29 protein-coding genes, 1 tRNA gene and 2 pseudogenes are annotated in these 21396 nt (G+C 61.1%); 21 read left to right on the top strand and 11 right to left on the bottom strand.

What is annotated here, in order from left to right; translation table 11 throughout:
* The 10 genes from JD971_RS14380 to JD971_RS14335 all read left to right on the top strand — a co-directional run bounded on the left by JD971_RS14380 (position 1) and on the right by JD971_RS14335 (position 4182).
* Positions 1–417 carry a single-stranded DNA-binding protein gene (locus JD971_RS14380; RefSeq protein WP_202084447.1) on the top strand — a complete coding sequence of 139 codons (417 nt, stop codon included), beginning with the start codon at positions 1–3 and terminating at the stop codon, positions 415–417.
* A 17-nt stretch (positions 418–434) separates the two neighbouring features.
* Positions 435–671, top strand: coding sequence for a DUF2312 domain-containing protein (locus JD971_RS14375; RefSeq protein WP_202084446.1), 237 nt, complete (start codon positions 435–437; stop codon positions 669–671).
* Positions 672–823: 152 nt separating this feature from the next.
* Positions 824–1012 (top strand): hypothetical protein, encoded by a 189-nt coding sequence (locus tag JD971_RS16665; protein WP_236672117.1) that lies wholly within the window; start codon positions 824–826, stop codon positions 1010–1012.
* Complete coding sequence (locus JD971_RS14365) at positions 1005–1394, top strand: recombination protein NinB (RefSeq protein ID WP_202084442.1); 390 nt, start codon at positions 1005–1007, stop codon at positions 1392–1394. The genes JD971_RS16665 and JD971_RS14365 overlap by 8 nt, the downstream gene beginning before the upstream one ends.
* Before the next feature lie 98 nt (positions 1395–1492).
* A complete protein-coding gene (locus tag JD971_RS14360; protein WP_202084440.1) occupies positions 1493–1795 on the top strand; it encodes a hypothetical protein in 303 nt (100 codons plus the stop codon).
* A complete protein-coding gene (locus JD971_RS14355; RefSeq protein WP_202084437.1) occupies positions 1788–2099 on the top strand; it encodes a hypothetical protein in 312 nt (103 codons plus the stop codon). Before JD971_RS14360 ends, JD971_RS14355 begins: the two co-directional genes overlap by 8 nt.
* The gene (locus JD971_RS14350; RefSeq protein ID WP_202084435.1) at positions 2089–2301 is read left to right on the top strand and encodes a hypothetical protein; all 213 of its coding nucleotides are present in this window, start codon (positions 2089–2091) and stop codon (positions 2299–2301) included. The genes JD971_RS14355 and JD971_RS14350 overlap by 11 nt, the downstream gene beginning before the upstream one ends.
* A gap of 246 nt (positions 2302–2547) precedes the next feature.
* The gene (locus JD971_RS14345; protein WP_202084433.1) at positions 2548–2997 is read left to right on the top strand and encodes a hypothetical protein; all 450 of its coding nucleotides are present in this window, start codon (positions 2548–2550) and stop codon (positions 2995–2997) included.
* Positions 2997–3182 (top strand): hypothetical protein, encoded by a 186-nt coding sequence (locus JD971_RS14340; RefSeq protein WP_202084431.1) that lies wholly within the window; start codon positions 2997–2999, stop codon positions 3180–3182. The genes JD971_RS14345 and JD971_RS14340 overlap by 1 nt, the downstream gene beginning before the upstream one ends.
* A gap of 1 nt (position 3183) precedes the next feature.
* Positions 3184–4182, top strand: a complete 999-nt coding sequence (locus JD971_RS14335) for a tyrosine-type recombinase/integrase (RefSeq protein ID WP_202087727.1) — start codon at positions 3184–3186, stop codon at positions 4180–4182.
* A 79-nt stretch (positions 4183–4261) separates the two neighbouring features.
* Here the strand turns inward: JD971_RS14335 and JD971_RS14330 are convergent.
* From JD971_RS14330 to aspS, 7 genes are all read right to left on the bottom strand, one after another.
* Positions 4262–4338, bottom strand: a tRNA-Met gene (locus tag JD971_RS14330).
* 81 nt (positions 4339–4419) lie between these two features.
* On the bottom strand, positions 4420–4962 hold the full coding sequence (locus JD971_RS14325; protein ID WP_202084429.1) for a 2'-5' RNA ligase family protein: 543 nt from the start codon (positions 4960–4962) through the stop codon (positions 4420–4422).
* Positions 4955–5482, bottom strand: coding sequence for a peroxiredoxin (locus JD971_RS14320; protein ID WP_202084427.1), 528 nt, complete (start codon positions 5480–5482; stop codon positions 4955–4957). The genes JD971_RS14325 and JD971_RS14320 overlap by 8 nt, the downstream gene beginning before the upstream one ends.
* A gap of 108 nt (positions 5483–5590) precedes the next feature.
* On the bottom strand, positions 5591–6580 hold the full coding sequence (gene mltG, locus JD971_RS14315; RefSeq protein ID WP_202084425.1) for an endolytic transglycosylase MltG: 990 nt from the start codon (positions 6578–6580) through the stop codon (positions 5591–5593).
* A 1-nt stretch (position 6581) separates the two neighbouring features.
* Positions 6582–7841 (bottom strand): beta-ketoacyl-ACP synthase II, encoded by a 1260-nt coding sequence (fabF, locus tag JD971_RS14310; protein WP_202084423.1) that lies wholly within the window; start codon positions 7839–7841, stop codon positions 6582–6584.
* 173 nt (positions 7842–8014) lie between these two features.
* Positions 8015–8251, bottom strand: a complete 237-nt coding sequence (locus tag JD971_RS14305) for an acyl carrier protein (RefSeq protein ID WP_047821044.1) — start codon at positions 8249–8251, stop codon at positions 8015–8017.
* A gap of 127 nt (positions 8252–8378) precedes the next feature.
* Complete coding sequence (gene aspS / locus JD971_RS14300) at positions 8379–10199, bottom strand: aspartate--tRNA ligase (protein WP_202084421.1); 1821 nt, start codon at positions 10197–10199, stop codon at positions 8379–8381.
* Between the two features lie 150 nt (positions 10200–10349).
* Here aspS and rnd point away from each other — a divergent pair.
* Together rnd and JD971_RS14290 are read left to right on the top strand one after the other, a co-directional pair.
* Positions 10350–11533, top strand: a pseudogene (rnd, locus tag JD971_RS14295) (ribonuclease D).
* A gap of 19 nt (positions 11534–11552) precedes the next feature.
* Positions 11553–12452 carry a hydrogen peroxide-inducible genes activator gene (locus tag JD971_RS14290; protein WP_202084419.1) on the top strand — a complete coding sequence of 300 codons (900 nt, stop codon included), beginning with the start codon at positions 11553–11555 and terminating at the stop codon, positions 12450–12452.
* 19 nt (positions 12453–12471) lie between these two features.
* On the opposite strand, the gene pgsA is transcribed toward JD971_RS14290, so the two are convergent.
* Positions 12472–13038, bottom strand: a complete 567-nt coding sequence (pgsA, locus tag JD971_RS14285) for a CDP-diacylglycerol--glycerol-3-phosphate 3-phosphatidyltransferase (RefSeq protein WP_202087726.1) — start codon at positions 13036–13038, stop codon at positions 12472–12474.
* Positions 13039–13170: 132 nt separating this feature from the next.
* Here pgsA and JD971_RS14280 point away from each other — a divergent pair, with 132 nt between their 5' ends.
* On the top strand, positions 13171–14481 hold the full coding sequence (locus JD971_RS14280) for an MFS transporter (protein WP_202084417.1): 1311 nt from the start codon (positions 13171–13173) through the stop codon (positions 14479–14481).
* Between the two features lie 22 nt (positions 14482–14503).
* Here the strand turns inward: JD971_RS14280 and JD971_RS14275 are convergent, their stop codons facing one another.
* Both JD971_RS14275 and JD971_RS14270 read right to left on the bottom strand, forming a co-directional pair.
* Positions 14504–14695, bottom strand: a complete 192-nt coding sequence (locus JD971_RS14275; RefSeq protein WP_202084415.1) for a hypothetical protein — start codon at positions 14693–14695, stop codon at positions 14504–14506.
* Between the two features lie 184 nt (positions 14696–14879).
* On the bottom strand, positions 14880–15293 hold the full coding sequence (locus JD971_RS14270; protein WP_202084413.1) for an EVE domain-containing protein: 414 nt from the start codon (positions 15291–15293) through the stop codon (positions 14880–14882).
* A 443-nt stretch (positions 15294–15736) separates the two neighbouring features.
* Here JD971_RS14270 and JD971_RS14265 point away from each other — a divergent pair, with 443 nt between their 5' ends.
* Positions 15737–15907, top strand: a complete 171-nt coding sequence (locus JD971_RS14265; protein ID WP_202084411.1) for a hypothetical protein — start codon at positions 15737–15739, stop codon at positions 15905–15907.
* Here JD971_RS14265 and JD971_RS14260 read toward each other — a convergent pair.
* A complete protein-coding gene (locus JD971_RS14260) occupies positions 15891–16103 on the bottom strand; it encodes a hypothetical protein (protein ID WP_202084409.1) in 213 nt (70 codons plus the stop codon). The two genes, JD971_RS14265 and JD971_RS14260, sit on opposite strands and share 17 nt — an antisense overlap.
* A gap of 52 nt (positions 16104–16155) precedes the next feature.
* Here JD971_RS14260 and JD971_RS14255 point away from each other — a divergent pair, with 52 nt between their 5' ends.
* From JD971_RS14255 to JD971_RS14225, 7 genes and pseudogenes are all read left to right on the top strand, one after another.
* Complete coding sequence (locus JD971_RS14255) at positions 16156–16563, top strand: type II toxin-antitoxin system HicB family antitoxin (protein WP_202084408.1); 408 nt, start codon at positions 16156–16158, stop codon at positions 16561–16563.
* Positions 16564–16573: 10 nt separating this feature from the next.
* Positions 16574–17146, top strand: a complete 573-nt coding sequence (locus tag JD971_RS14250; RefSeq protein ID WP_236672116.1) for an SOS response-associated peptidase — start codon at positions 16574–16576, stop codon at positions 17144–17146.
* 131 nt (positions 17147–17277) lie between these two features.
* Entirely contained in the window at positions 17278–17463 is a 186-nt protein-coding gene (locus JD971_RS14245; RefSeq protein WP_202084403.1) for a hypothetical protein, read from the top strand.
* Between the two features lie 325 nt (positions 17464–17788).
* Positions 17789–18637 (top strand): ComEC/Rec2 family competence protein, encoded by an 849-nt coding sequence (locus JD971_RS14240; RefSeq protein WP_236672115.1) that lies wholly within the window; start codon positions 17789–17791, stop codon positions 18635–18637.
* Entirely contained in the window at positions 18634–19275 is a 642-nt protein-coding gene (locus JD971_RS14235) for a hypothetical protein (protein ID WP_202084398.1), read from the top strand. Before JD971_RS14240 ends, JD971_RS14235 begins: the two co-directional genes overlap by 4 nt.
* On the top strand, positions 19275–19973 hold the full coding sequence (locus JD971_RS14230) for a hypothetical protein (protein WP_202084396.1): 699 nt from the start codon (positions 19275–19277) through the stop codon (positions 19971–19973). The genes JD971_RS14235 and JD971_RS14230 overlap by 1 nt, the downstream gene beginning before the upstream one ends.
* A gap of 70 nt (positions 19974–20043) precedes the next feature.
* A pseudogene (locus JD971_RS14225) lies at positions 20044–21384 on the top strand (IS1380 family transposase).
* Positions 21385–21396 lie beyond the last annotated feature (12 nt).

Genomic DNA, 21396 nt, shown 5'->3' with positions numbered 1-21396 from the left:
ATGCTCAATCTCTCACTCGCAGGCAATTTGGGCCGCGATGCCGAATATAAACAGACGCAGGGCGGCAACGAATTGTGCAGCTTTGCCGTCGCGGTCAATACCGGGTTCGGCGACAACAAGACCACCGTATGGATCGACGTCACCAAATGGGGAAAGGGCGCAAAGGGCCTGTCCGACATTCTGGTGAAGGGCAGCAAGGTCGCGGTGTCCGGTGAACTGTCCACCCGCGAACACAACGGCAAGACCTACCTGCAATGCCGGGCCAACGATGTGACGATCATGGGCACGCCCGGCGGGAGCCAGTCGCGCGGCAACCAATCCAGCGCCGGTGGCGGTGGATGGGGCAGCGGACAGGCCGACAGCGGATCGCAGGGCGGTGGGTATGACGACCTTGGTTCTGATTCCATCCCATTTTGACCGAGAGGAATAGCGACATGACCACCGAAACCGATGACCGCCTGCGCCTGCTGATCGAGCGGATCGAGCGCCTCGAAGAGGAAAAGAAGGGCATCGCCGACGACATCAAGGAAGTCTACGGCGAGGCGAAGGCCGTAGGATATGACGCGAAGATCGTCCGCCAGGTCGTTCGCCTTCGCGCGATGAATCCCGACGACCGGCGCGAAATGGAAAGCGTGCTGGACCTCTACAAAGCGGCGCTGGGGCTGGACTGATGCTTCCGCCCCGCATCCCGAAAAAGCCGAAGCGCGCTAGCCGCTGGCGTTCGCAAGCACATTGCACTTTCGTGCGTGGTCACGCCTGTTCCGTTTGTCATTCCACGGCAGCGATCGAGGTCGCCCACGTTCGGCTTGGGAGCGGGGCAGGCATGGGCCAAAAGCCGGACGACTTCCAAACGGTCAGCCTGTGCCGGGAATGCCATGCAGAACAGCACCGCGAAGGTGAGCGCACGTTCTGGAAGAACCGGCCGCTGAACGCCCTGTTGGAAGCGTTTCAGAAAGCGTCCCCGAAGGCGCAGGAAATTCGCCAGATACAGAGGGAGCGGGCCAATGGGTAACGGCCACACGATCCAGCTTTGGGAACACCGCGACCGCGCACACCGGCTTGTCGATCAGGCCCCGGCGGGAAGCATGTTGGTAATCGAGCCACCCCGGCGCACGCTTGATCAGAACGCCAAGCTTTGGGCGATGCTGACGGACGTGAGCATGGCGATGCCGGAAGGTCGCCGCCACACGCCGGAGGATTGGAAAAGCATATTCATGAATGCATGCGGGTGGGAGGTGCAGTTTGTCGAAGGGCTGGACGGTCGCCCGTTCCCGCGCGGGTTCCGTTCGTCGCGCATGACGAAGGCGCAGATGATCGACCTTATCGAATTTATCCAGGCCTACGGCGACCAGCACGGCGTGCGGTGGTCCGATGGCGAAGCACAGGCAGCATGAGCGGCAGGGATGGAAACGCGACGCGCCGAGACGAAGGCTCGGCCCGAAGGGTGACAGCCCGTTTCAGCCGCCCAAAACCCTCTTTCTAGGACAACACCATGACCCAAGAGAAACTACCGGTATCGCAGGCGGCGCGGGATGCTGCGTCTGACTGGTGCAAGTCGCAGCCGTTTCCGTCTAAACAAGCCGAGGGGCCGATGATCCGTGAAGGCTCGTTTGACCATCATAGCCTTGCTCAAGCCTTCGCCCGTTTCGAGCGCGAGACGTTGGGGCGGGCGGCGAAAAAAGCCGAGGGGATCGGCGACGTTTTCGGACTTGATGAAACCAATTGGTTCGAATGCGCTGAAACTATAGCCGCCGCCATCCGCGCCCTCGCACCGGAGGCTCAACACCATGACTGAAACACCCGACATTGTGGAGCGACTGAGCCGGACACGATACGATCGTGGCATTCAGGAGTTTCTTGACGAACGCCAAGACGCCAGGACCGAAATCCTATCTCTCCGCGCCGAGCGCGACGAACTGCGGGCGAAGTTGGAGACGGCGGGGGAAACAATATGTCTCGCCGCTTTGCCGCTTGAAGCGATGAAGTCATCCGGCTCCATCAACCTGCACACCGAGGGTTTTCGCGACGCCGTGAGTGACGCTATTCTAAAAATCCGCGCCACCCTCACCCAAATCAGGAGCGCCGACCATGCAGGATAACGCATCAGAGGCGCACAATGAACTCGTCCCCGAACTGCTGCAACGCATAATAAGGGGCACTGAAACAGAGGAGCACGCTTTCGTCGTTCTGGAAAGCCTGACGCTTGGCATGATGCTCTACTTCCGCCCAAATCCCAAGCACGCCGCAGAATATCTCGACGTTATGACGCAGGCGATAATCGAAAGGATGGCCACACGATGATCCCTGTTCGCATAAATGGATCTACGAGGTGGCTTGGCGCGCCGGAAGGCTGGGAGCCTGATAAGAATGGCGATTGCGCACACCTCGCCATTCGCGACGAGACTATGGGCGGTTGCCATACGATGACCTCCGCTTGGGAGCCAACTCCTGCAGAGCTGGCAGCACTCAATAATGGTGGCCGCGTTATTTTGCGTGTCGTCGGAACAGGCCATCCGCCTGTCATGGTTTACGCTGAAGGAGGCGACCATGCAGGATAACAGCGAAATCGTGGAGCCGCGCTATCTGCTTGTGAAGCGCGATCTATACTATGCGCCGAACAGCATGGGTTACACCGGCATCAAGGATAAGGCAGGTCGATATTTTGCGTCTGACGCACTTCCCGATTGCGGCGTGACAGCCATACATGAGGACGATGCGCCGGACTTCACGAAGGCATGTTACGCCGATCTTGCGAGGGATCACCTGCAGGAAAAAATTGCCGTCCTGCGTGCTCAGGTCGAGGCAGAACGCACCGCCGTTCTCGCCTATCTGGCAACCTGCGCGCGGGAAACGATGAGCGGAACACGCACGTCGAGCAATTGCACCCGGCAAAGCACGATCGTGAACCTGCACCGGGACATCGAACGCGGGCTGCATGTGGCCGAGGATCCGAGAGCCCCGCTTTGGGCAATCCCATGGGATGGGGAGGCGGTTTGATGACGGCTAAGCGCCGACTGATACCCGATGCAGAACTGCGCAGGGCATTGGACACCCTCAAAGAATACGGCGTTGCGATCGGCGCGGTTGACATTCGCGCGGACGGTGTGACTGTCTACCCTACAGCCGCGACGCCGGGGAACGAATATGACCGCTGGAAGGCGCAGGACGCGGGTCGTGCATAAGATGCATATCGTAAGCAAGCCGTCCAAGGAAGGGTTGCGCTGGTATGTTTATGCGTGGCGGGGCGGGCCGTGCATTCACAAGGCGATAGGCGCAAAGCCTGTCATCACGCCCGAACTGCAACGTGCCCGCGATATCGAATTGAAGGCACGAATCGCTGTGCCCGCTAATTCGCTGGATGCGTTGATCGCAGATTATCAGGCTAGTCCTGAATATACCGGCAAAAAGCCATCGACCATCCGCGATTACCGTCTTTGGCTCACACGTATATCGGAGCGGTTCGGTGCGACCACACTGGGGGCATTCGAGGATCGGAGAATGCGCGGCGACATCATCGCGTGGCGCAACCAATGGGCTGAACAGCCGCGTAGCGCCGACAAAGCCACGGTGATGATGGGAACCTTGCTCAACTGGGGCATGGAGAATGGCCGGGTATCCATCAACGTCGCGGCAGGCATCAAGCAGCTGCACAACGTCAACAAGTCCGATAAAATATGGGAGCCTGCCCATTGGAAAGCCGTCGCTGCGGTTAAAGGCTTCCCCGCCCATATTCTGGACGCGCTGCAATTAGCGAACCTGACCGGGCTTCGACTTGGCGATTTAATAAGGCTGGAATGGGCGCAGGTGGGAGATCAGGCTGTGATAGTGGAACGGACCCGCAAGCGCGGAGGGCGCGCGGTTATTCCCATCTTACCTGAATTACGGGCGCACCTGGACAACCGCGAATGGCGCGATGGCACGATCCTCCGAAACAGCAGGGGAACGTCTTGGACAGAAAGCGGGCTGGAAAGCGTCTGGCAGCGCCACAAACCCAATGGGTTCAACCGAACGATACACGACCTGCGCGGCACGTATGTCACATGGCTGGCAACCAAGGGACTCACCGATGAGCAGATTGCCCGCATCGTCGGTTGGACGGCCAAGCGAGTTGCAGAGATACGGGCACGCTACGTCGATGAAGCCCGCGTGATCGTATCGCTAGTTGAAAGGCTTTCGGCATGAATAGTTTACACAAGGTTAGCAAACCAGCCCAACCCGGCACGGCGCCCTCTCGAAAATCGCCAGCAATTGCATGGAGTTATGGTAGCGGAGGAGGGACTCGAACCCCCGACACGCGGATTATGATTCCGCTGCTCTAACCAGCTGAGCTACTCCGCCCCGAAAGGCACCGAATGGTCGCGAAACCACCCGACAGGCGGGCGTCTTAGGCGCGGTTTTCGAAAGGGTCAACCGCTTTGCTCACCGCTTTTTACGAAAGCGCCAGTGCGCTGCATTTTCCCAGGGGCCGCCACGATAATAATGGGTTTCCAGCCCGATGAACTCGAACGTGCGGGGGGAAAAATCGCTGCGAAGCCGTGCCTGCAATTGCCTCGCGTCGTCGCCCGACACCTTGTTCTGCACGGTGATGTGAAGATTTGGGCGGTGGCTGTCCTGCGATGTGAGCGATCCTGCGAACCGATCCGCCACGATGGCGCGCAGGTCGAGGAGATCCGGGCTGATGATCTTGAAGGCGGTCCCCCGGCCCAGCGACATGACCGATTCCAGCCTGGCCGGGACCGGCCCGGTCTGCGCACACACATCGGCGAGCAAATGGCGCAATTCCCGTTCGCACGACGGCGGAATCGCGTGAAAAAGCGTCACATGCGCGTCGATATGATTTCGCTCCGGCGGGAAATATGCGCGCCGCAAACCCTGCGCCCAGGAAAAAAGCTCGGGCGGCAGAGTCGCCGTCACGATCAGGGGCGCCGGATCGCCGGTCGCCCCCCTCACGCGATCAACCATTCTTCAGCGCGGCCAGCACCTTTTCCGGCGCGGAAACGCCATACGGATCCTCGTCGGCGCCGACATCGTTGATGCCCGGTTCCTCGAACCAGTCGGTGACGACATTGTCCTTCACGATCATGGCGTATCGCCACGATCGCTGACCGAAGCCCAGATGATCCTTGTTGATCAACATGCCCATGCGGCGGGTGAAATCCCCGGAACCGTCGGGCAGCATCTTCACCTTTTCGAGGCCCAGATGCTTCGACCATTGGTACATGACGAAGGCGTCGTTCACCGCGATACAGTAGACCTCGTCCGCGCCCGCCGCCTTGAAATCCTCATACATCGATTCGTAGCTGGGGCATTGTTCGTTGGTGCAGGTCGGCGTGAACGCGCCCGGCAGCGAAAACGCGACGATCGTCTTTCCTGCCCATTCGTCGCGAACCGGGAAATCGCGCCAGCGGAACGGATTATCGCCGCCGATGCTTTCGTCGCGGACGCGGGTCTTCAATGTGACGTCGGGAATCTGTTTGTGCATGGATATGCCCCTGTTGGCCTCGGCGGAATGTGACATTTGCCAAGGGAACGGCGGCATCGGCGACCGGTTCCAAAAAGCGCCCTTTGGCCCGCCCTTCGCCGCGCCCGTTCAGATTTCGCCGCGGGCGCGCCGGATCGCGCGCCATTTGCGCACGTTTTCGTTATGCCCGGCCAGCGTATCGGCAAACACGTGCCCACCGGTCCCGTCCGCCACCATGTAGAGCGCATCCGTATCCGCAGGGTTCAGCACCGCCCGGATCGATTCGCGCCCCGGGTTCGTGATCGGCCCCTTGGGCAGCCCGTCCATCGAATAGGTATTGTAGCCATTGACCGCGTCGATCTCGGATCGGCGGATCCTGCGGCCGAGCGGTTTTCCCTTTGTGATGGGGTAGATGATCGTCGGGTCGGCCTGAAGCCGCATGCCGGTCTTCAACCGATTGGTGTAGAGGCCGGCGACCATGCGCCGTTCCTTCGGAACACCGGTTTCCTTCTCCACTACAGATGCCAGCGAAAGCGTTTCGGCGGGGCTGGAGACGGCGATGTTCGTCGACCGTTTTGCCCATGCCTCGGCAAGGAATTCATCCATCGCGGTTTCCATCCGGGCGAGGACGTCGGCGCGGCTCTCTCCCCGTTCGAAATCGTAGCTGTCGGGGAGGATCGAGCCTTCTGCCGGCACCGGGATCGTCCCGGTCAGCAGAGGCTCCGCCATCAGCCTTTCGTGCACCATGATCGAGGGCAGACCCTCGGGAATGGTGACGAACCGGCGGATGACATCGCCGTTCTGAAAAATGTCGAGGATACGCGCCGGCGATGCCCCCGCCGGAAGGAGGAACTCGCCCGCCTGCACCGGATCGCCGCCGCCGAAGATCTTCGCGCGCAGAAGGAACCCATCGGCGGAACCGATGATGTCCTCGCTCTCCAGTTTTTGCGCGATCGCCGTCAGGGTTGCGCCCGACGGCACCACAAAGGGGCGCTCTTCATCGAGGTTCGCGGCGCCGTACCACCCGCTCGCGAAAATGACGACGGCGACCAGAACGGCGAGGATGCCCGCGGCAATCCCGCCGAGCAGCCAGCGCCGAACCCTGCGCCCCGCCGCCATGTCAGACCGCCTTCATCACCAGCGACGCATTCGTCCCGCCAAAGCCGAAGCTGTTGTTGAGCACGGCCTTGACCTTGCGCTCCTTCGCCGTGTGCGGGACGAGATCGACCCCCTTGCAGCTCTCGCTGGGGTTATCGAGATTGAGCGTCGGCGGCACGATCGAATCGCGCATCGCCAGCATGCAGAAGATCGATTCGACCGCCCCTGCCCCGCCGAGCAGATGGCCGATCGCGGATTTCGTGCTGCTCATCGAAAGCGTGTCGACCGCGCTCCCGAAAAGCCGCCGCACCGCGCCCAGCTCCAGTTCGTCACCCAGCGGGGTCGAGGTGCCGTGTGCGTTGATGTAATCGATCTCGGACGCATCGACGCCCGCCTTGCGCAGCGCCATCTCCATCGAGCGATAGGCCCCCGACCCGTCGGGATGCGGCGCCGTCACATGGTGCGCATCGCCCGACAGGCCATAGCCCAGCACCTCGGCATAGATCTTGGCGCCGCGGGCCTTCGCCTTTTCATATTCCTCGAGCACGACGACGCCGGCGCCCTCGCCCATGACGAAACCGTCGCGGTCCACGTCATAGGGGCGGCTCGCCCGGGTGGGATCGTCGTTGAAATTGGTGGACAGGGCACGCGCCTGCGCAAAACCGGCGATGCCGATGGGGCAGATCGTCGCCTCCGCACCGCCCGCCAGCATCACGTCGGCATCGCCTTCGCGAATCATGCGCGCGGCATCGCCGATGGAATGGGCGCCGGTCGAACAGGCCGTCACCACCGCGTGATTTGGCCCCATCAGGCCGTAACGAATCGAAACCTGCCCGGAGATGAGGTTGATCAGCCGCCCGTGAACGAAATGCGGCGACACGCGGCCCGGCCCCTTTTCGGCAAGGATGAGCGATTCCTTCTCGATCCCCGGAAGGCCGCCGATGCCCGAACCGATGGAGCACCCGGCGCGGAACCGTTCCTCCTCGCTCATGTCGAGCAGGCCGGCATCCTCTATCGCCTGACCGGCGGCGTCGATGCCGTACACGATGAAGGGATCGACCTGCCGCTGAATCTTGTGGTCGACACGCTTGTTCGCGTCGAAGCCATATTCATGGTCAGCCGGCTTCACCTCGCATGCGATGCGGCATTTCTGGTTGCTGGCATCGAAACGTTCGATCGGACCCGCGCCCGATTTTCCGGCCAGGATGTTTTTCCAGACCGTTTCGACATCGGCCCCAAGCGGGGTCACCAGACCCAGACCGGTAACGACCACACGACGCATCAGCACACTCCGATTGTTCCGTTCGGCCACATGCCATGGCCGGTTCCATTATGCATATATCCGATTTGCGGGGCCAAATACGCAACAGGCCCAGCCCAGCGGGCCGAGCCTGTCGGTAAGCGGCCCGCCCACGCCTTGCAATGGTCAAGGCATGGCGGGCAAGGACCGTGTTATCAGCCCTTGTGCTCTTCGATATATTTCACCGCGTCGCCCACGGTGGTGATCTTCTCGGCGGCATCGTCGGGGATCTCGACACCGAATTCCTCTTCGAATGCCATGACCAGCTCGACGATGTCGAGGCTGTCCGCGCCCAGATCGTCGATGAAGCTCGCATCCATCGTCACCTTGTCGGCTTCGACGCCCAGATGCTCGACCACGATCTTCTTTACGCGTTCCTCGGTATCGCTCATGAAATGCCCTCTCGCTCAAAGCGGTTAAAAATCAGGGGTTCGCCCTAGTCAACGGTTTGCGGGCTGGCAAGTGCCGATGGGGTTCAAATATTTCACCATCATCGGCCCGTGCCTGCCCGCCATGAATTTAACCGTCGCCCAGACGGTCCGTGCGCACGGCCTGCTCGGTCGCCGGCTTGGGCGGTTCGACCGTGCGAATGTGCAATTCCTTCAGCTGTTTCGCGGTCACGGCGGACGGCGCCGCCATCATCAGATCCTCGCCCTTCTGGTTCAGAGGGAAGGCGATGACCTCGCGGATGTTCGGTTCATCGGCGAGCAGCATGACGATGCGGTCGATGCCCGGTGCCGAACCGCCGTGCGGCGGCGCGCCATATTTGAACGCGTTGATCATGCCGGAGAAATTCGCGTCGACGTCGGCTTGCGAATATCCGGCGATCTCGAACGCCTTGTACATGATGTCGGGCCGGTGGTTCCGGATCGCGCCCGACGACAATTCGTAGCCATTGCACACGATGTCGTACTGCCACGCGAGAATATCGAGCGGGTCCTTCGTTTCCAGCGCCTCCAGCTCGCCCTGCGGCATGGAGAACGGGTTGTGGCTGAAATCGATGCGCTTTTGCTCTTCGTCATATTCGAACATCGGGAAATCGACGATCCAGCAGAACTTGAAACAATCCTTCTCGATCAGGTCGAGCTCCTGCGCCGTGCGGGTGCGGGCCGCGCCGGCGAGCTTGGCCGCCTCCTTCTCCTTGCCCGCGGCAAAGAACAGGCCGTCGTCGTCGCCCAGGCCCAGCTCCTCGTAAAGCTTCGCCATGCCCTCTTCGCCGTGGTTCTTGGCGATGGGGCCGCCGAACGTGCCGCCCTTGCGCGTGACATAGCCAAGCCCGGCAAATCCTTCGCCGCGGGCCCAGTTGTTCATGTCGTCGAAGAACTTGCGGCTCTTGTCCGCGGTGTTCGGCGCCGGGATCGCGCGCACGACCCCGCCCGATCCGACGATCTTCTCAAACAGGCCGAAACCCGACGTCTCGAAATGACGGGTCACGTCCGAAATGATGAGCGGATTGCGAAGATCGGGCTTGTCGCTCCCGTATTTCAGCATCGCCTCGGCATAGGGGATGCGCGGAAAATCGCCCGCCTTCGTCACGCTCTTGCCGTTCGCGAATTCCTCGAACACGCCGGCGAGCACGGGTTCCAGCGTCTGAAACACGTCTTCCTGCGTGACATAGCTCATCTCGAAATCGAGCTGGTAGAATTCGAGGCTGCGATCGGCACGCAGATCCTCGTCCCGGAAACAGGGCGCGATCTGGAAATAGCGGTCGAACCCTGCGACCATGAGCATCTGCTTGAACATCTGCGGCGCCTGCGGCAGCGCGTAGAACTTGCCTGCGTGCAGACGGCTCGGCACGAGGAAATCGCGCGCGCCTTCGGGGCTGCTTGCCGTCAAGATCGGGGTCTGGAACTCGGTAAAGCCCTGATCGACCATGCGGCCGCGGATCGAGGTGATGACCTTCGAACGCAGCAGAATATTGGCGTGCACCTTGTCCCGGCGCAGGTCGAGGAAGCGGTGCTTCAGCCGGATTTCCTCGGGATATTCGGCATCGCCCGCCACCGGCATCGGCAATTCGTCGGCGCGGCTCTGCACCGTGATCTCGCGCACGAACACCTCGATCTCGCCGGTGGGCAGGTTCGCATTCACCGTGGCGGCATTGCGGGCCTTCACCTCGCCGTCGATGGTGATGACGCTCTCCACGCGCAGCCGGTCCAGCACGTCGAGCGCGGGGCTGTCCTCGTCCGCGACGAGCTGCGTGATGCCGTAATTGTCGCGCAGGTCGACGAACAGGACGCCGCCGTGGTCGCGCTTGCGATGGATCCATCCGGACAGGCGAACGGTCTCGCCGGTGTTGGCGGCGGTCAGGGCGCCGCAATTATGGGTGCGATAGGGGTGCATGAGAATTTCGTGCTTTATGAAAGAATGAAAGAATGACCGGCGCCCTAGGTCAAAGCGCGCCGCTTTTCCAGTGGGCAATGGCGCCGCGCCCCCACGAAGGCGCGCGTGCTTATTGAACCTGCCCCCACTTCGGCGTAACGCATGCGTCAGATGAAGATACATGACCTGATCACCGACACCGCCGCGCTGACCGCCCTGTGCGACCGTATGGCCTCCGCCGACTTCGTGGCGGTCGATACCGAATTCATGCGGGAATCGACCTATTGGCCGCTGCTCTGCCTCGTGCAGATTTCCGACGGGAAGGAAGCCGCCGCCATCGACCCGCTGGCCGACGGGATCGACCTGACGCCGCTGCTCGACCTCCTTACCGATAATGAGGACGTGCTGAAAATCTTCCATGCCGGCGGGCAGGATGTGGAGATCATCTACAACCTCATCGGCAAGACGCCGCACCCGATTTTCGACACGCAGATCGCGATGATGGCCATCAGTCAGTCGGAGCAGATCGGCTATTCCAACCTGGTCGAGACATGGCTCAATTTCTCCGTCGACAAGGGGGCGCGCTTTACCGACTGGTCCCGGCGTCCGCTGACCGATCGGCAGCTCGAATATGCGATCGGCGACGTCACCCATCTTGCGGAGATCTTTCCCCGCATGCTGGATCGCCTGATGGAAACCGGGCGCGGCGAATGGCTCAATGTCGAGATGGAAAAGCTCGCCGATCCGGAGCATTACCGCAACGATCCGGACGAACAATGGCGCCGCATCCGCGCGCAGGGGCGCAAACCCGACGTGCTCGGCCGGTTGAAGGCACTGGCCGCGTGGCGCGAGATCGAGGCGCAGGACAAGGACATCCGCGCGGCCGCATCATGCGCGACGAAACGCTCGCCGACATCGCCGCCCATCCCCCGCGGCAACAGGGCGACCTCGCCAAGGTGCGCGGCCTGTCGAACGGGTGGAAGGACAATGACATCGGGAAGAGATTGATGGACGTCCTGTCCGCCGCCGCGCCCCTGCCCGCCGAAGAAATGCCGGAACGCAAGCGCGGTACGCCGCTGGGCAAGGAAGGGGCGCTTGTCGCCGACTTACTGAAACTGCTGCTGAAAATCCGGAGCCGGGAAATTGACGTTGCATCGCGCCTGATCGCGCGGTCCGACGATCTCGAAAACCTCGCCGCCGGGGCGCGCAAGGGGCTGCCCCTGCTCGAAGGGTGGCGGTACGAACAATTTGGCCGCGACGCGCTCGACCTGGTGGAGGGCAAGATGGCCTTTGCCGTGAAGGATGGGCGAATCACCATGACGCGGGTCGACGACAGGCCGGTGCCGACCGCGTGATGGCCGGCCTCGTGCAGCGATGAAAAACAGTTACCTGCCCACGCTGAAACAGCTGCAATATCTGCTGGCGCTGCATGAGCAGGGGCATTTCGGGCGCGCGGCGGAGAGCGTCTATGTCTCGCAATCGACGCTTTTAGCCGGAATACGCGAGCTGGAATCGCTGCTCGGCGTGACGCTGGTCGAACGCACCCGGCGGGTCGTGCGCTTTACCCCGCTCGGCAATCGGGTCGTGGACAAGGCGCACCGGCTTTTGCGCGAGGCGGAGGAATTGAGCGAGCTTGTCGCCTCGGCCGGAAAGCCGCTTTCGGGTGAGCTCAGGATGAGCGTCATCCCCACCATCGCGCCGTTCCTGCTCCCGCGCATTCTTCCCCGCCTCCGACGCGAACGCCCGCAGTTGAAGCTTTTCCTGCGCGAGGAGCCGAGCGCCGACGCCATCGAATCGCTCCATCACGGGCGGGCGGATTGCGTGCTCCTCGCGCTGCCCTTCGCGGTGGGGGACGTCGAGCACGAGCATATTTCGCACGACGAATTGCTCATCGCCTTTCCCAAGGACGATCCGCGCGATCCGCCCGAAATCATCCCGGCTTCCATGATCGACGAAGGGCGGCTGCTCCTGCTCGAGGATGGGCATTGCCTCAAGGAGCATGCGCTGGCCGCGTGCAACCGTCCCGAACTGCGCGCCAATGCGACGATGATCGGGACAAGCCTGCACACGCTGGTGCAGATGGTGGACAACGGGCTCGGCCTCACGATGTTGCCGCAGATGGCGATCGATGCGGGCATATTGCGCGATACCGACGTGGTGGCGCGGCCGCTGCAATCCGAAAACCCGACGCGCGAGATTGCGCTGGTCTGGCGCCGGAACAGCCCGCGCGGCGACGAATTCCGCCTCCTCGCGCAGGAATTGCGCGAAGGGTGACGCCCTCCGCGGCGAAGGATCAATCCATGTGGCGCAGGCCGATGCGCAAATAATCCCACCCGGTGATGACGGTCAGCACCGCCGCGCCCCACAGGCTCACGATCCCGACAAGGTGGATCCACACCTGCCCGGGTATCCCCTGCGCCAGGATCAGCGCGCCGAGCGAAATGATCTGCAACGTGGTTTTCCACTTGGCGAGGCGGGACACGGGCACCGACACCTGCACGCCTGCAAGAAACTCGCGCAGGCCCGACACCGCAATCTCGCGAATGAGGATGATCAGCCCCGCCACCACGTGCAGATCGCCGAAAAACGGCCCGCGCAACGCCCCCTGCGCCGTCAGCACGAGGATGACCGCGGCCACCATGATCTTGTCCGCGATGGGGTCGAGAAAAATGCCGAGCCGGCTGACCCGCCCGCTCGCCCGCGCGAGATAGCCGTCGAAATAATCGGTGATCCCCGCCAGCGAATAGACGACGAACGCGGCGAGATAGCCGATCGTCCATCCCGGCCACCACATCAGCACGGCGAGCAGCGGAACGGCGAAAATTCGCGACAGGGTAAGGAGATTCGGTAAGGTCAGCATGATGTCGCCTGCGCGCATAGCGGGAAACTTCGCCGCAATGAAACAAATTGCGGCACCCGCCCCGTGCCGTAGGGGTTGTGCCGCGCCCGCCAGCGTTTAATGCCATGGCCAAGGATCGCGACCGGATATTGCATGACCCTATCGACTCGACTCATGAAGCAACGGCGGTTCGTGCCCCTCTTCGTCACGCAGATGCTGGGCGCGTTCAACGACAACCTCTATAAAAATGCGATGGTGCTGTTCGTCGTGTATTCGGTGTATAGCTCCGAAGCGGCGGAGGCCCGGTTTTCGGCCATCGCGTCGGCGGTGTTCATCCTGCCCTATTTCCTGTTTTCCGCGCTCGCCGGGCAATTGGCGGACATGCGCGACAAGGCCGCGATCATCCGATGGATCAAGATGGCCGAGATCGGGATCATGCTCGCGGGCGCCGCCGGGCTTGTGCTTGCCTGGCAATCGATCGCGGTGGAAAGCATGGCGATACCCCTGCTGCTGGCCGCGCTGTTCGCGATGGGGGTGCACTCGACATTCTTCGGGCCGATCAAATACGCGATCCTGCCGCAACATCTGCATGATGACGAGGTGCTGGCCGGGACCGGGCTGGTCGAGGCCGGGACCTATCTCGCCATTCTGGCGGGGACGATCCTCGCGGGATGGGTGGCGGTGGAATGGGCGGCGATCCTCGTGATCCTCCTCGCCATCGCGGGATATGTCGCGGGGCGTCAGGTGCCCCCCGCCCCGGCGCAGGGCGATGTCGAGGCGATCGACTACAATGTCTGGCGCAGTTCGATCCGGGTCATTCGCGACACCATGGTCGATTCGCGCGTATTCTACGCCATCATCGCGATCAGCTTCTTCTGGACCATCGGGGCGGTATTGTTCATCGAATTTCCGCCGCTCGCCAAGAATGTCCTGACCGCGAGCAAGGAAGTGGCCAGCCTGTTCCTCGTCGTGTTTTCGGTCGGCGTCGCAATCGGCTCCATGGCGATCAACGGGTTGCTGAAGGGCAAGGTTTCGGCCCGCTACGCCCCTGTATCGGTCATCGCGATGGGCATTTTCATCGTGCTGTTCCACTTCGTCTGCCTCGCCTGGACGCCGCTCGCCTCCGGACTGCTCGGACCGTTGGAGTTCATTGCGCGTCCGCTGGCATGGCCGCTGCTCGCCTGCCTCCTGGGCATCGCGGTCAGCGGGGGCATGTTCGTGGTGCCGCTCTACGCCTTTCTCACCACGGTCGTGAAAAAGACGCAGACCGCGCGCACCATCGCGGCGAACAATATCCTGAACGCGATTGCCATGACGGGGGGGTCGCTGCTCGCCGTGATGCTGACCGGGATGGGCGTCTCGATCGAGGATCAGCTGCTTCTCGCCGCGGCGATGTGCATCGGCTCGGCGTGGCTCGGCTTTGTCCTGTATCGCGCGGAAAAACGGCTGGCGAGCGCGGGCTAGGCTCGCCGGCGCTCGATGATCGTCAGAAGATGAAGGCGCCAACCGCGAGGAAACCCGCGCAATAGGCCAGCAGGAAATCGCGCGTATCCTGCATGCTCGGACGCGCGAACGCGGGCAACCGGGCGAGGAGCGACCGGCGCGCCGGCTGGCCTTTAACATGCCGCGTAGCCTGCCCAAAGAGGATCGTACGCCCCTCGACCGCGGTTTCGCGCACGAATATCAGGGAGGCTGGCAAGGGGGGCATCGGTCGATCTCCGCTATCCGCCGGGCCTACGTAATGGCCCGGATCTTATTTTAACGGAATGGTAACCAATTCGTTTCGTCCGCACCAGCGATCGACCCGGCATTGGACCGATCGCGCGAGCCTGTCTCGATTCGGGACGGTGCGGAGTCGGCGTTCAATCCTGCGCCATCTTGAGGATGAGCTTCCATTCCTCCGGACGAACTTCGCCCACCGAAAGCCGGGAGAGCTTCACCAGCTCCATTTCCTCAAGTTCGGGTGTGGCCTTGACCTGCTTCAACGTGACCGGGTTTTCGAGCTTGCGAACGGGTTTCACCTTCACCGCGGCCCATTTGCCGGTTTCATCGGTCGGATCGGTGATGCCATCCTCGCTGATCTCGACGATGCCGACGATCTCCAGCCCGATATTCGAGTGATAGAAGAACGCCTGATCGCCCTTTTTCATCGCGATCAGATTGTTTTTCGCCTTGTGATTGCGGACGCCGTCCCAGGTGCCTTCGCCCTGCTCCACCAGATCGTCCCACGAATAGACATCGGGCTCGGACTTCATCAGCCAGTATCGACGCGCCATTTCTGCCTCCCTTTAAGCTTTGGCCGTGCATAGGGATCGCGCACGCGGGCGCAAGACGCAGCCGGGCAAATTGCACAAGCGCAGGCAAAACGCATCAGACGCGCGGCGCCCGAAGGCCGCATGCATTTCGCAGATATAAGGAGGGATAAGAAAAATGGTGGAGCCGAGGGGGATCGAACCCCTGACCTCTACAATGCCATTGAAATGCCGTGGTCCGTTTTTCCGAGATTCCCGCCATTTCGAAACTTACGGATTTGAGAACGTAGACAGAACAAAGGGGAGATTTTGATCTCTTTTACCGCAAACTTACCGCACCCTCGCGGGCCGGCTCTAGCTCAAGGTCTTAAGATAAATCGGTGTACGCTCGGTCTCCCCAACCTCTCAGACAGACGCAGGGAATATGACGGGTATTCGGGCCAGTACGAGCTGGCTATGGTCGACACATGAAATACGACGAAGCCACGAAGAAGCGCATTTTCCACTTGGCGGGACAGCTGAAAATATCTACCGGCCCGATCAGTCCGGACACCACTTGGCTGCACATTCGCTTGCAGGAAATGGCCGAGCTACTGCACGAGATGGGCTATGTCGGCCAGCCTACTCCGCAGGACTGATCGCCCCTCCCCTTGCGCCGCAGTTGCTGCATTTCAGCCGATCCTCGATCGCCTCGATGCGGGGCGACATGTTGCGAGGCAGCGCGCGCAGCAACGCCAAGGGTTCATGCACCACCACATGCCCGCAGCGACAGGATATGCGGATCCGGTAGCCGCGCCGGGCAAAGTCGGAGATGGTTTCCAGCTTGATTCGCATCGCGGGGCATTAGAACATTTGGAGAACGGGCGATGACCATTTTTATGCCCTCGTGCATAAAGACCCCGACACCGCCTATGGCGTGGCCTTCCCCGATGTGCCGGGATGTTTTTCTGGCGCAGATAAATTGGACGATATTGCCGGAAATGCGCGCCAAGCGCTCGCGCTTTGGTTTGAGGATGCGCCTGAAGTCGACCCGCGGTCGCTTGAGGACATTCGCGAACAGGTTGCCCCGCAGCTGGTCGACTGTGCATTCCTCATGCTCGTCCCTTTCACCACCCGAAAGAGAAAGCCCGTGCTCAATGATCATTTACCGGAGCACGACGTGGCGATCGAGGTGAAGCGTTTCCTCAGCCCACGCGCAAACGATCAGCTGCAGCGGCACGACAACGTCTTCCTGATCCAGGGCTTGAAAGCAGCCGAAGCTTTCGCGGCGATGATCGCGCCCAGCCATGTGTAATCTCTATCGCATGAGCGCCGCCGCCGGCGAGGTCGCGCAAATGTTCGGCACCGACGCAGCGGCAGGCAATAACCTTTCGACCGAGATCTTTCCGGGCTATCCCGGCCTTGTCTTCGATGGCAGCGGATTGCGAACGATGACTTGGGGATTCCCGCTCGTCCGAAAGGGAAAGTCGGGACAGCTGCTGAAACCCAAACCAGTGAACAACACGCGCGCCGATAAGCTGGACAGCCCGTTCTGGCGTGCCAGTTTTCGCGAGCGTCGCTGCCTGATCCCCCTCACCACCTTCACCGAAGCGGAAGGTCCGAAGAACGCGAAGACCCGCACCTGGTTCAACATGCGTGATCAGCCAATCTTCACTTGCGCTGGCATCTGGCGCGACAGCGCGGAATGGGGGCCGGTCTATTCGATGATCATGACAGACGCTTCGCCGCAAGTCGCACCCATTCATGATCGGATGCCGGTTGTTATCGCAGCGGATAAGCGAGCAAATTGGTTAGAATCTGCACCGGACCAAAACGATATTTTCGGACTTTCGAATCAAAGTTTCTTGATCGAACGCACCGAGCAGAGATGGGTATGACGCAGTGCTTGCCAGAGATCGTGATATTTGGATCGACCAATTCTGCCAGCCCTTATCTAGCGGTGCGACGAGCAAAGCCGACGATAATGCCCTCTTGCTTAGTTTCACGCGGTAATGGATAGGAATGGACCATGCCGTTCACCGATGAAGAAAAACGCCGCTGGCATGAGGAGAAACGCGCGCGAGAGCATCGGCGGGAACGCCTTTATCGTTCGAAGCCAGTTGCGATCTGTATTCACTGCCAAAATCCATTCGGGATCAATGACGGCGTGATTACTGACGAGGTTGCGCTCTGCGACATATGCAATGGCGATTAGTGGGCCGACAGTTGACCGTCCTCATTTGATGACAGATCGGCAAAAGCTGCCATCGAGCAGCTGACTCTTCATCAGCGGATTCTAGGTTCGAACCCGAGTGCGTCCACCACTTTTCACCCACGAAACAACACCTTGCGGGCCGGTCTAGACGTTCGTTGCGGGTGCTTACGCCTCGCTCATAAGGCTGTCGTAAGTTGCGCCAGTCGTGGTCATCCACAAATACTTGAATGTTCACGTTGCGTTCTTATCTGAACGACAGGCTTGTCTGTGTTAGGAAACGACAGGCTTGTCTGTGTTAGGAAACGGCATGACGTTACGGGGGGAGATGCGGCTGCGCATCTGGGATGTTCAGCACGGCGCTTGCGCCATGGTGCAGCACGTGACCGGCTTGCTCGGGGGCCGGTTAGCGATGATTGATTCGGGGTCAGGTTCAGACTTCCGCCCCAGCAGCTACATTCGACACGGCCTAGGCCGGGACGTGCTGGACTACCTGTTTATCACCAACGCCGACCAAGACCACATGTCCGACCTTCGCGGGTTACAGGATGACGGCGTTCATGTGCAAACGCTGGTCCGAAATCCCTCCTACTCGGGCTTGCAGATGCATGACTTGAAACTGATCTCTGGCCCGCTCACCAGAGATGCGCACTGGTACGTGGATGCTTGCGAAACGTACAACACGCCGACTGAGTACCCGTTTGATGCCCACATGGGCGGAATCGAAGCTTCTCTCTTTTGGAACAACTACCCCGCCTTCACTAAGACGAACGACCTCAGCCTGGTCGTCTTCATCAAGTTCAGTGGGTTCAAGATCCTGTTCCCCGGCGACCTAGAGAAGGCTGGTTGGCTCGCCTTGTTGCAGCGGCCAGATTTCCGCGCCGAACTGGTTGGCACGAACGTTCTGGTAGCTTCGCACCACGGTCGGGAGAACGGCTATTGCGAAGAGGCGTTCAACTACTTTACGCCGGATGCCGTGGTCATCTCGGATAAGCCGATCAAGCACGAGACGCAGCGGGGTATGGTGCCGGACTATCGCCGCGTCGTTCGCGAAGGCGGTGTGCGCGTCCGTTCGACGATGAAAGACCGGCACGTCCTGACAACCCGCCGCGACGGCCACATTCAGTTCACCGTCCACGATGGACACTACTTCATCGATACGGAGTGTGCCGGATGAGCGAAACGTTGGGCGCATCACTCAAGAGACAGAACATGAAGTGGTTAGTCCTACTCGCAGGTGCTGACGTTCTGGCGACCTTCCTGTTTGTGGCACCGGAACTCGCACGCGGCGTGACCCTTACCGAGCTAGGCGTCGGGAGGGTGCTTAGCACAGCCGTTTTGCCGGTCGTCGTGCTGCTGCTAGTGAATGTCCTGCCGCATGAAGTGAAGTCCAGCATCGTGTTCTGGAAGGTGCAAGACGCGCTACCGGGTTGTCGAGCATTCACAAGGTATGCGCCTCGTGACCAGCGCATAGATATGACTGCGCTGAAGAAGAACGTAGGCCCCTTCCCTTCGGAACCCGCAGAGCAGAACGCCAAGTGGTACAAGCTCTATAAGCAGGTGCCGACCGAGCCGAACGTTCGTGACGCACACCGCAACTTCCTGCTGTATCGCGATATGGCCGCGCTCTCGCTGCCCCTGATTGTTCTAGTTCCTGTGGCGCTCCATTTCGTGGGCATTGCTGGAGGCGCAGTGTTGCTCGCGGGAGCGCTGTTCCTGATACAGTACTTTCTGACAGCCCTAAGTGCCCGCTGGAGCGGCGTGCGTTTTGTGTGCAACGTTCTGGCGGTGCATTCGATAAGAAAGGTCCGATAGTGACAACGGTAACTGATCCCGCGCGTGAACTGGCGGAGATTGCAGAGCGCCTGACCCACAGCGACAACGTAGCGGGCGAGGCATTTCTTGCGAACTCGTTTGGGGTCAAAGTCTGGTCCACAGACTTCGTTAAGATCATCGCGTGCATCTTAGAGCGAGCCGACCTCGTCGCCAAAGTCGTGAAGCAGTCGAATACCATGGATGATGACCACAAGGCCAGCGCGCTGGAAGACCTGTCCCGTTTCAAGGATGGTTGCACAGGCGCGGCGTTGCGGGTCGCTTGGAATGATGTAAGAGGCGGTATGATCCTAATGAAGGACCATAGGCGACCTCTTCAGTACCTATCGCCCATCGTTCGGGCAGAGGTCCGCTATCCCAAGCTCACCGAGCAGGAAGTCGCCGAGTTCCTTGAGCTTATCGATGCGTATCTCGAGGAGTTAAAAACCAGCGACCAAGGCCCGGCGTTCGTTCGCCAAGCCATCACGGATGGGCTTTTGGCCTTCCGCTTCCAGCTAGAGAAGATCGGTTGGATGGGCTCGGGTTACGCGCTGGTCGCCTTCCGCGAGGTGATGATCGTGTACGAGGCTTCCAAGTTTCAGTTCTCTGATACCGGAAACGTGGACTCTTCGGCGGTCCTTAACCCGTCTTATTCACGGGGTTGGCTACGAAGGGTTGGCGGGAGTGGCATAAGCCTCTGATCTGAATTAGGAACTGGGTGTCTACACCGGCCCTGCTGCAGGGCAGAAAATGCCACAGGCCACACCCGCCATGAACGACGATATCGCAAGCCCCTTCCGATTCCCAGCGGTCGACCGCAAGAAAGTCACAGCCGCGTTCGACGGTGGTCGGCTCACTTCGGACGGCGGCGTTCTGTTGCTGTCGCAGGCCGAGCGCGCGATGGGTATCTGCCAGCGGCTTGCGACTTGCATTGCCGATCCGCGCGATCCTGCGCGGGTGATCCATCGCCTCGACGACATCCTGCGTGCCCGCGTGTTCGCGATCGCCTGCGGCTATGAGGATGCCGACGATCTCGATGCCCTGCGCGACGATCCGGGCTTCCGCCTGGCCCTGGGCAAGCTGCCGGGATCGGGCGCGGGGCTGGCCAGCCAACCGACGATGAGCCGGTGGGAGAATGCACCGATCACGCGCGAGTTGGCGAAGATGCTGGCCGCGATGATCGACATCTACTGCGCCAGCTATCCGGCCCTGCCGGCGGCGGTGACGCTGGATATCGATGATACCTGCGATGTCGTCCATGGCTATCAGCAGTTGTCGTTCTGGAATGGTCATCATGGCGAGCGTTGCTTCCTGCCGATCCATGTCTACGACACCGCCACTGGTACCGGTGGCGATGCTGCTGCGCACCGGCAAGACACCGTCTGGTGTTGAAGCTGCCGGTCACATCCGGCGCCTCGTGCGCCACATCCGGCAATGGCCCGAAACGCACATCACCATCCGCGGCGACGGGCACTATGGGCGGCCCGAGGTCATGGCCGTCTGCGAGGGTTGCGGCGTCGACTACGTGTTCGGCCTGCCGACCAACGCCGTGCTACGCGCCGATCCCGAAATCGTCGTTGCCGCCGATGCCTGTGCGGTCAAACGCGCTCAGCGCCAGTACCCGGTCCTGCGCACCTATGCCGAGACCCGCTACGGGGCCAAAAGCTGGAAGTGCCAGCGCCGCGTCGTCGCCCGGATCGAGGCCAGTACGATGGGCATGGACATCCGCTATGTCGTCACTTCGCTGACCGAAGGCTCGAGCACATCTATGATACGCTCTACTGCGCGCGCGGTCAGGCCGAAAACCTGATCAAGCTGCACAAGACCCAGCTGGCCAGCGATCGCACCTCGTGCCGCTCTCCCAACGCCAATCAGATGCGCCTCATCCTGCACACCGCCGCATACTGGCTCCTGTGGCGCATTCAGCAGGAAATCCCCAAGGCAGCCTCGCTCGCGACCGCCGAGTTCGCAACGTTGCGCCTCAGGCTGCTCAAGGTCGCTGCCCGCGTCATTGAGAGCGCCACTCGCATCCGTGTCGCCTTCGCGTCAGCCTGTCCCGATGCCTCCGTTTTGAAAGCCATCGCCACCAATCTCAGGCCTGCACCTACTTAGGCGGTGCGGCTG

It is taken from the genome of Croceicoccus sp. YJ47, from assembly GCF_016745095.1.
Lineage (GTDB): Bacteria > Pseudomonadota > Alphaproteobacteria > Sphingomonadales > Sphingomonadaceae > Croceicoccus.
Note: the sequence above shows the minus strand (reverse complement) of the source record. Positions and strands in the feature narration are given on the sequence as shown.

Excerpts from the sequence above, each read along its gene's own strand:
- JD971_RS14375 (WP_202084446.1), top strand. The coding sequence starts at position 435 with ATGACCACCGAAACCGATGACCGCCTGCGCCTGCTGATCGAGCGGATC.
- JD971_RS14345 (WP_202084433.1), top strand. The coding sequence starts at position 2,548 with ATGCAGGATAACAGCGAAATCGTGGAGCCGCGCTATCTGCTTGTGAAG.
- JD971_RS14245 (WP_202084403.1), top strand. The coding sequence starts at position 17,278 with ATGCCGTTCACCGATGAAGAAAAACGCCGCTGGCATGAGGAGAAACGC.
- JD971_RS14365 (WP_202084442.1), top strand. The coding sequence starts at position 1,005 with ATGGGTAACGGCCACACGATCCAGCTTTGGGAACACCGCGACCGCGCA.
- pgsA (WP_202087726.1), bottom strand. The coding sequence starts at position 13,038 with ATGCTGACCTTACCGAATCTCCTTACCCTGTCGCGAATTTTCGCCGTT.
- JD971_RS14270 (WP_202084413.1), bottom strand. The coding sequence starts at position 15,293 with ATGGCGCGTCGATACTGGCTGATGAAGTCCGAGCCCGATGTCTATTCG.
- fabF (WP_202084423.1), bottom strand. The coding sequence starts at position 7,841 with ATGCGTCGTGTGGTCGTTACCGGTCTGGGTCTGGTGACCCCGCTTGGG.
- mltG (WP_202084425.1), bottom strand. The coding sequence starts at position 6,580 with ATGGCGGCGGGGCGCAGGGTTCGGCGCTGGCTGCTCGGCGGGATTGCC.
- JD971_RS14350 (WP_202084435.1), top strand. The coding sequence starts at position 2,089 with ATGCAGGATAACGCATCAGAGGCGCACAATGAACTCGTCCCCGAACTG.
- JD971_RS14325 (WP_202084429.1), bottom strand. The coding sequence starts at position 4,962 with ATGGTTGATCGCGTGAGGGGGGCGACCGGCGATCCGGCGCCCCTGATC.
- JD971_RS14340 (WP_202084431.1), top strand. The coding sequence starts at position 2,997 with ATGACGGCTAAGCGCCGACTGATACCCGATGCAGAACTGCGCAGGGCA.
- JD971_RS14280 (WP_202084417.1), top strand. The coding sequence starts at position 13,171 with ATGACCCTATCGACTCGACTCATGAAGCAACGGCGGTTCGTGCCCCTC.
- JD971_RS14360 (WP_202084440.1), top strand. The coding sequence starts at position 1,493 with ATGACCCAAGAGAAACTACCGGTATCGCAGGCGGCGCGGGATGCTGCG.
- JD971_RS14260 (WP_202084409.1), bottom strand. The coding sequence starts at position 16,103 with ATGCGAATCAAGCTGGAAACCATCTCCGACTTTGCCCGGCGCGGCTAC.
- JD971_RS14240 (WP_236672115.1), top strand. The coding sequence starts at position 17,789 with ATGCGGCTGCGCATCTGGGATGTTCAGCACGGCGCTTGCGCCATGGTG.
- JD971_RS16665 (WP_236672117.1), top strand. The coding sequence starts at position 824 with ATGGGCCAAAAGCCGGACGACTTCCAAACGGTCAGCCTGTGCCGGGAA.
- JD971_RS14380 (WP_202084447.1), top strand. The coding sequence starts at position 1 with ATGCTCAATCTCTCACTCGCAGGCAATTTGGGCCGCGATGCCGAATAT.
- JD971_RS14320 (WP_202084427.1), bottom strand. The coding sequence starts at position 5,482 with ATGCACAAACAGATTCCCGACGTCACATTGAAGACCCGCGTCCGCGAC.
- JD971_RS14235 (WP_202084398.1), top strand. The coding sequence starts at position 18,634 with ATGAGCGAAACGTTGGGCGCATCACTCAAGAGACAGAACATGAAGTGG.
- aspS (WP_202084421.1), bottom strand. The coding sequence starts at position 10,199 with ATGCACCCCTATCGCACCCATAATTGCGGCGCCCTGACCGCCGCCAAC.
- JD971_RS14335 (WP_202087727.1), top strand. The coding sequence starts at position 3,184 with ATGCATATCGTAAGCAAGCCGTCCAAGGAAGGGTTGCGCTGGTATGTT.
- JD971_RS14265 (WP_202084411.1), top strand. The coding sequence starts at position 15,737 with ATGAAATACGACGAAGCCACGAAGAAGCGCATTTTCCACTTGGCGGGA.
- JD971_RS14290 (WP_202084419.1), top strand. The coding sequence starts at position 11,553 with ATGAAAAACAGTTACCTGCCCACGCTGAAACAGCTGCAATATCTGCTG.
- JD971_RS14305 (WP_047821044.1), bottom strand. The coding sequence starts at position 8,251 with ATGAGCGATACCGAGGAACGCGTAAAGAAGATCGTGGTCGAGCATCTG.
- JD971_RS14250 (WP_236672116.1), top strand. The coding sequence starts at position 16,574 with ATGAGCGCCGCCGCCGGCGAGGTCGCGCAAATGTTCGGCACCGACGCA.
- JD971_RS14355 (WP_202084437.1), top strand. The coding sequence starts at position 1,788 with ATGACTGAAACACCCGACATTGTGGAGCGACTGAGCCGGACACGATAC.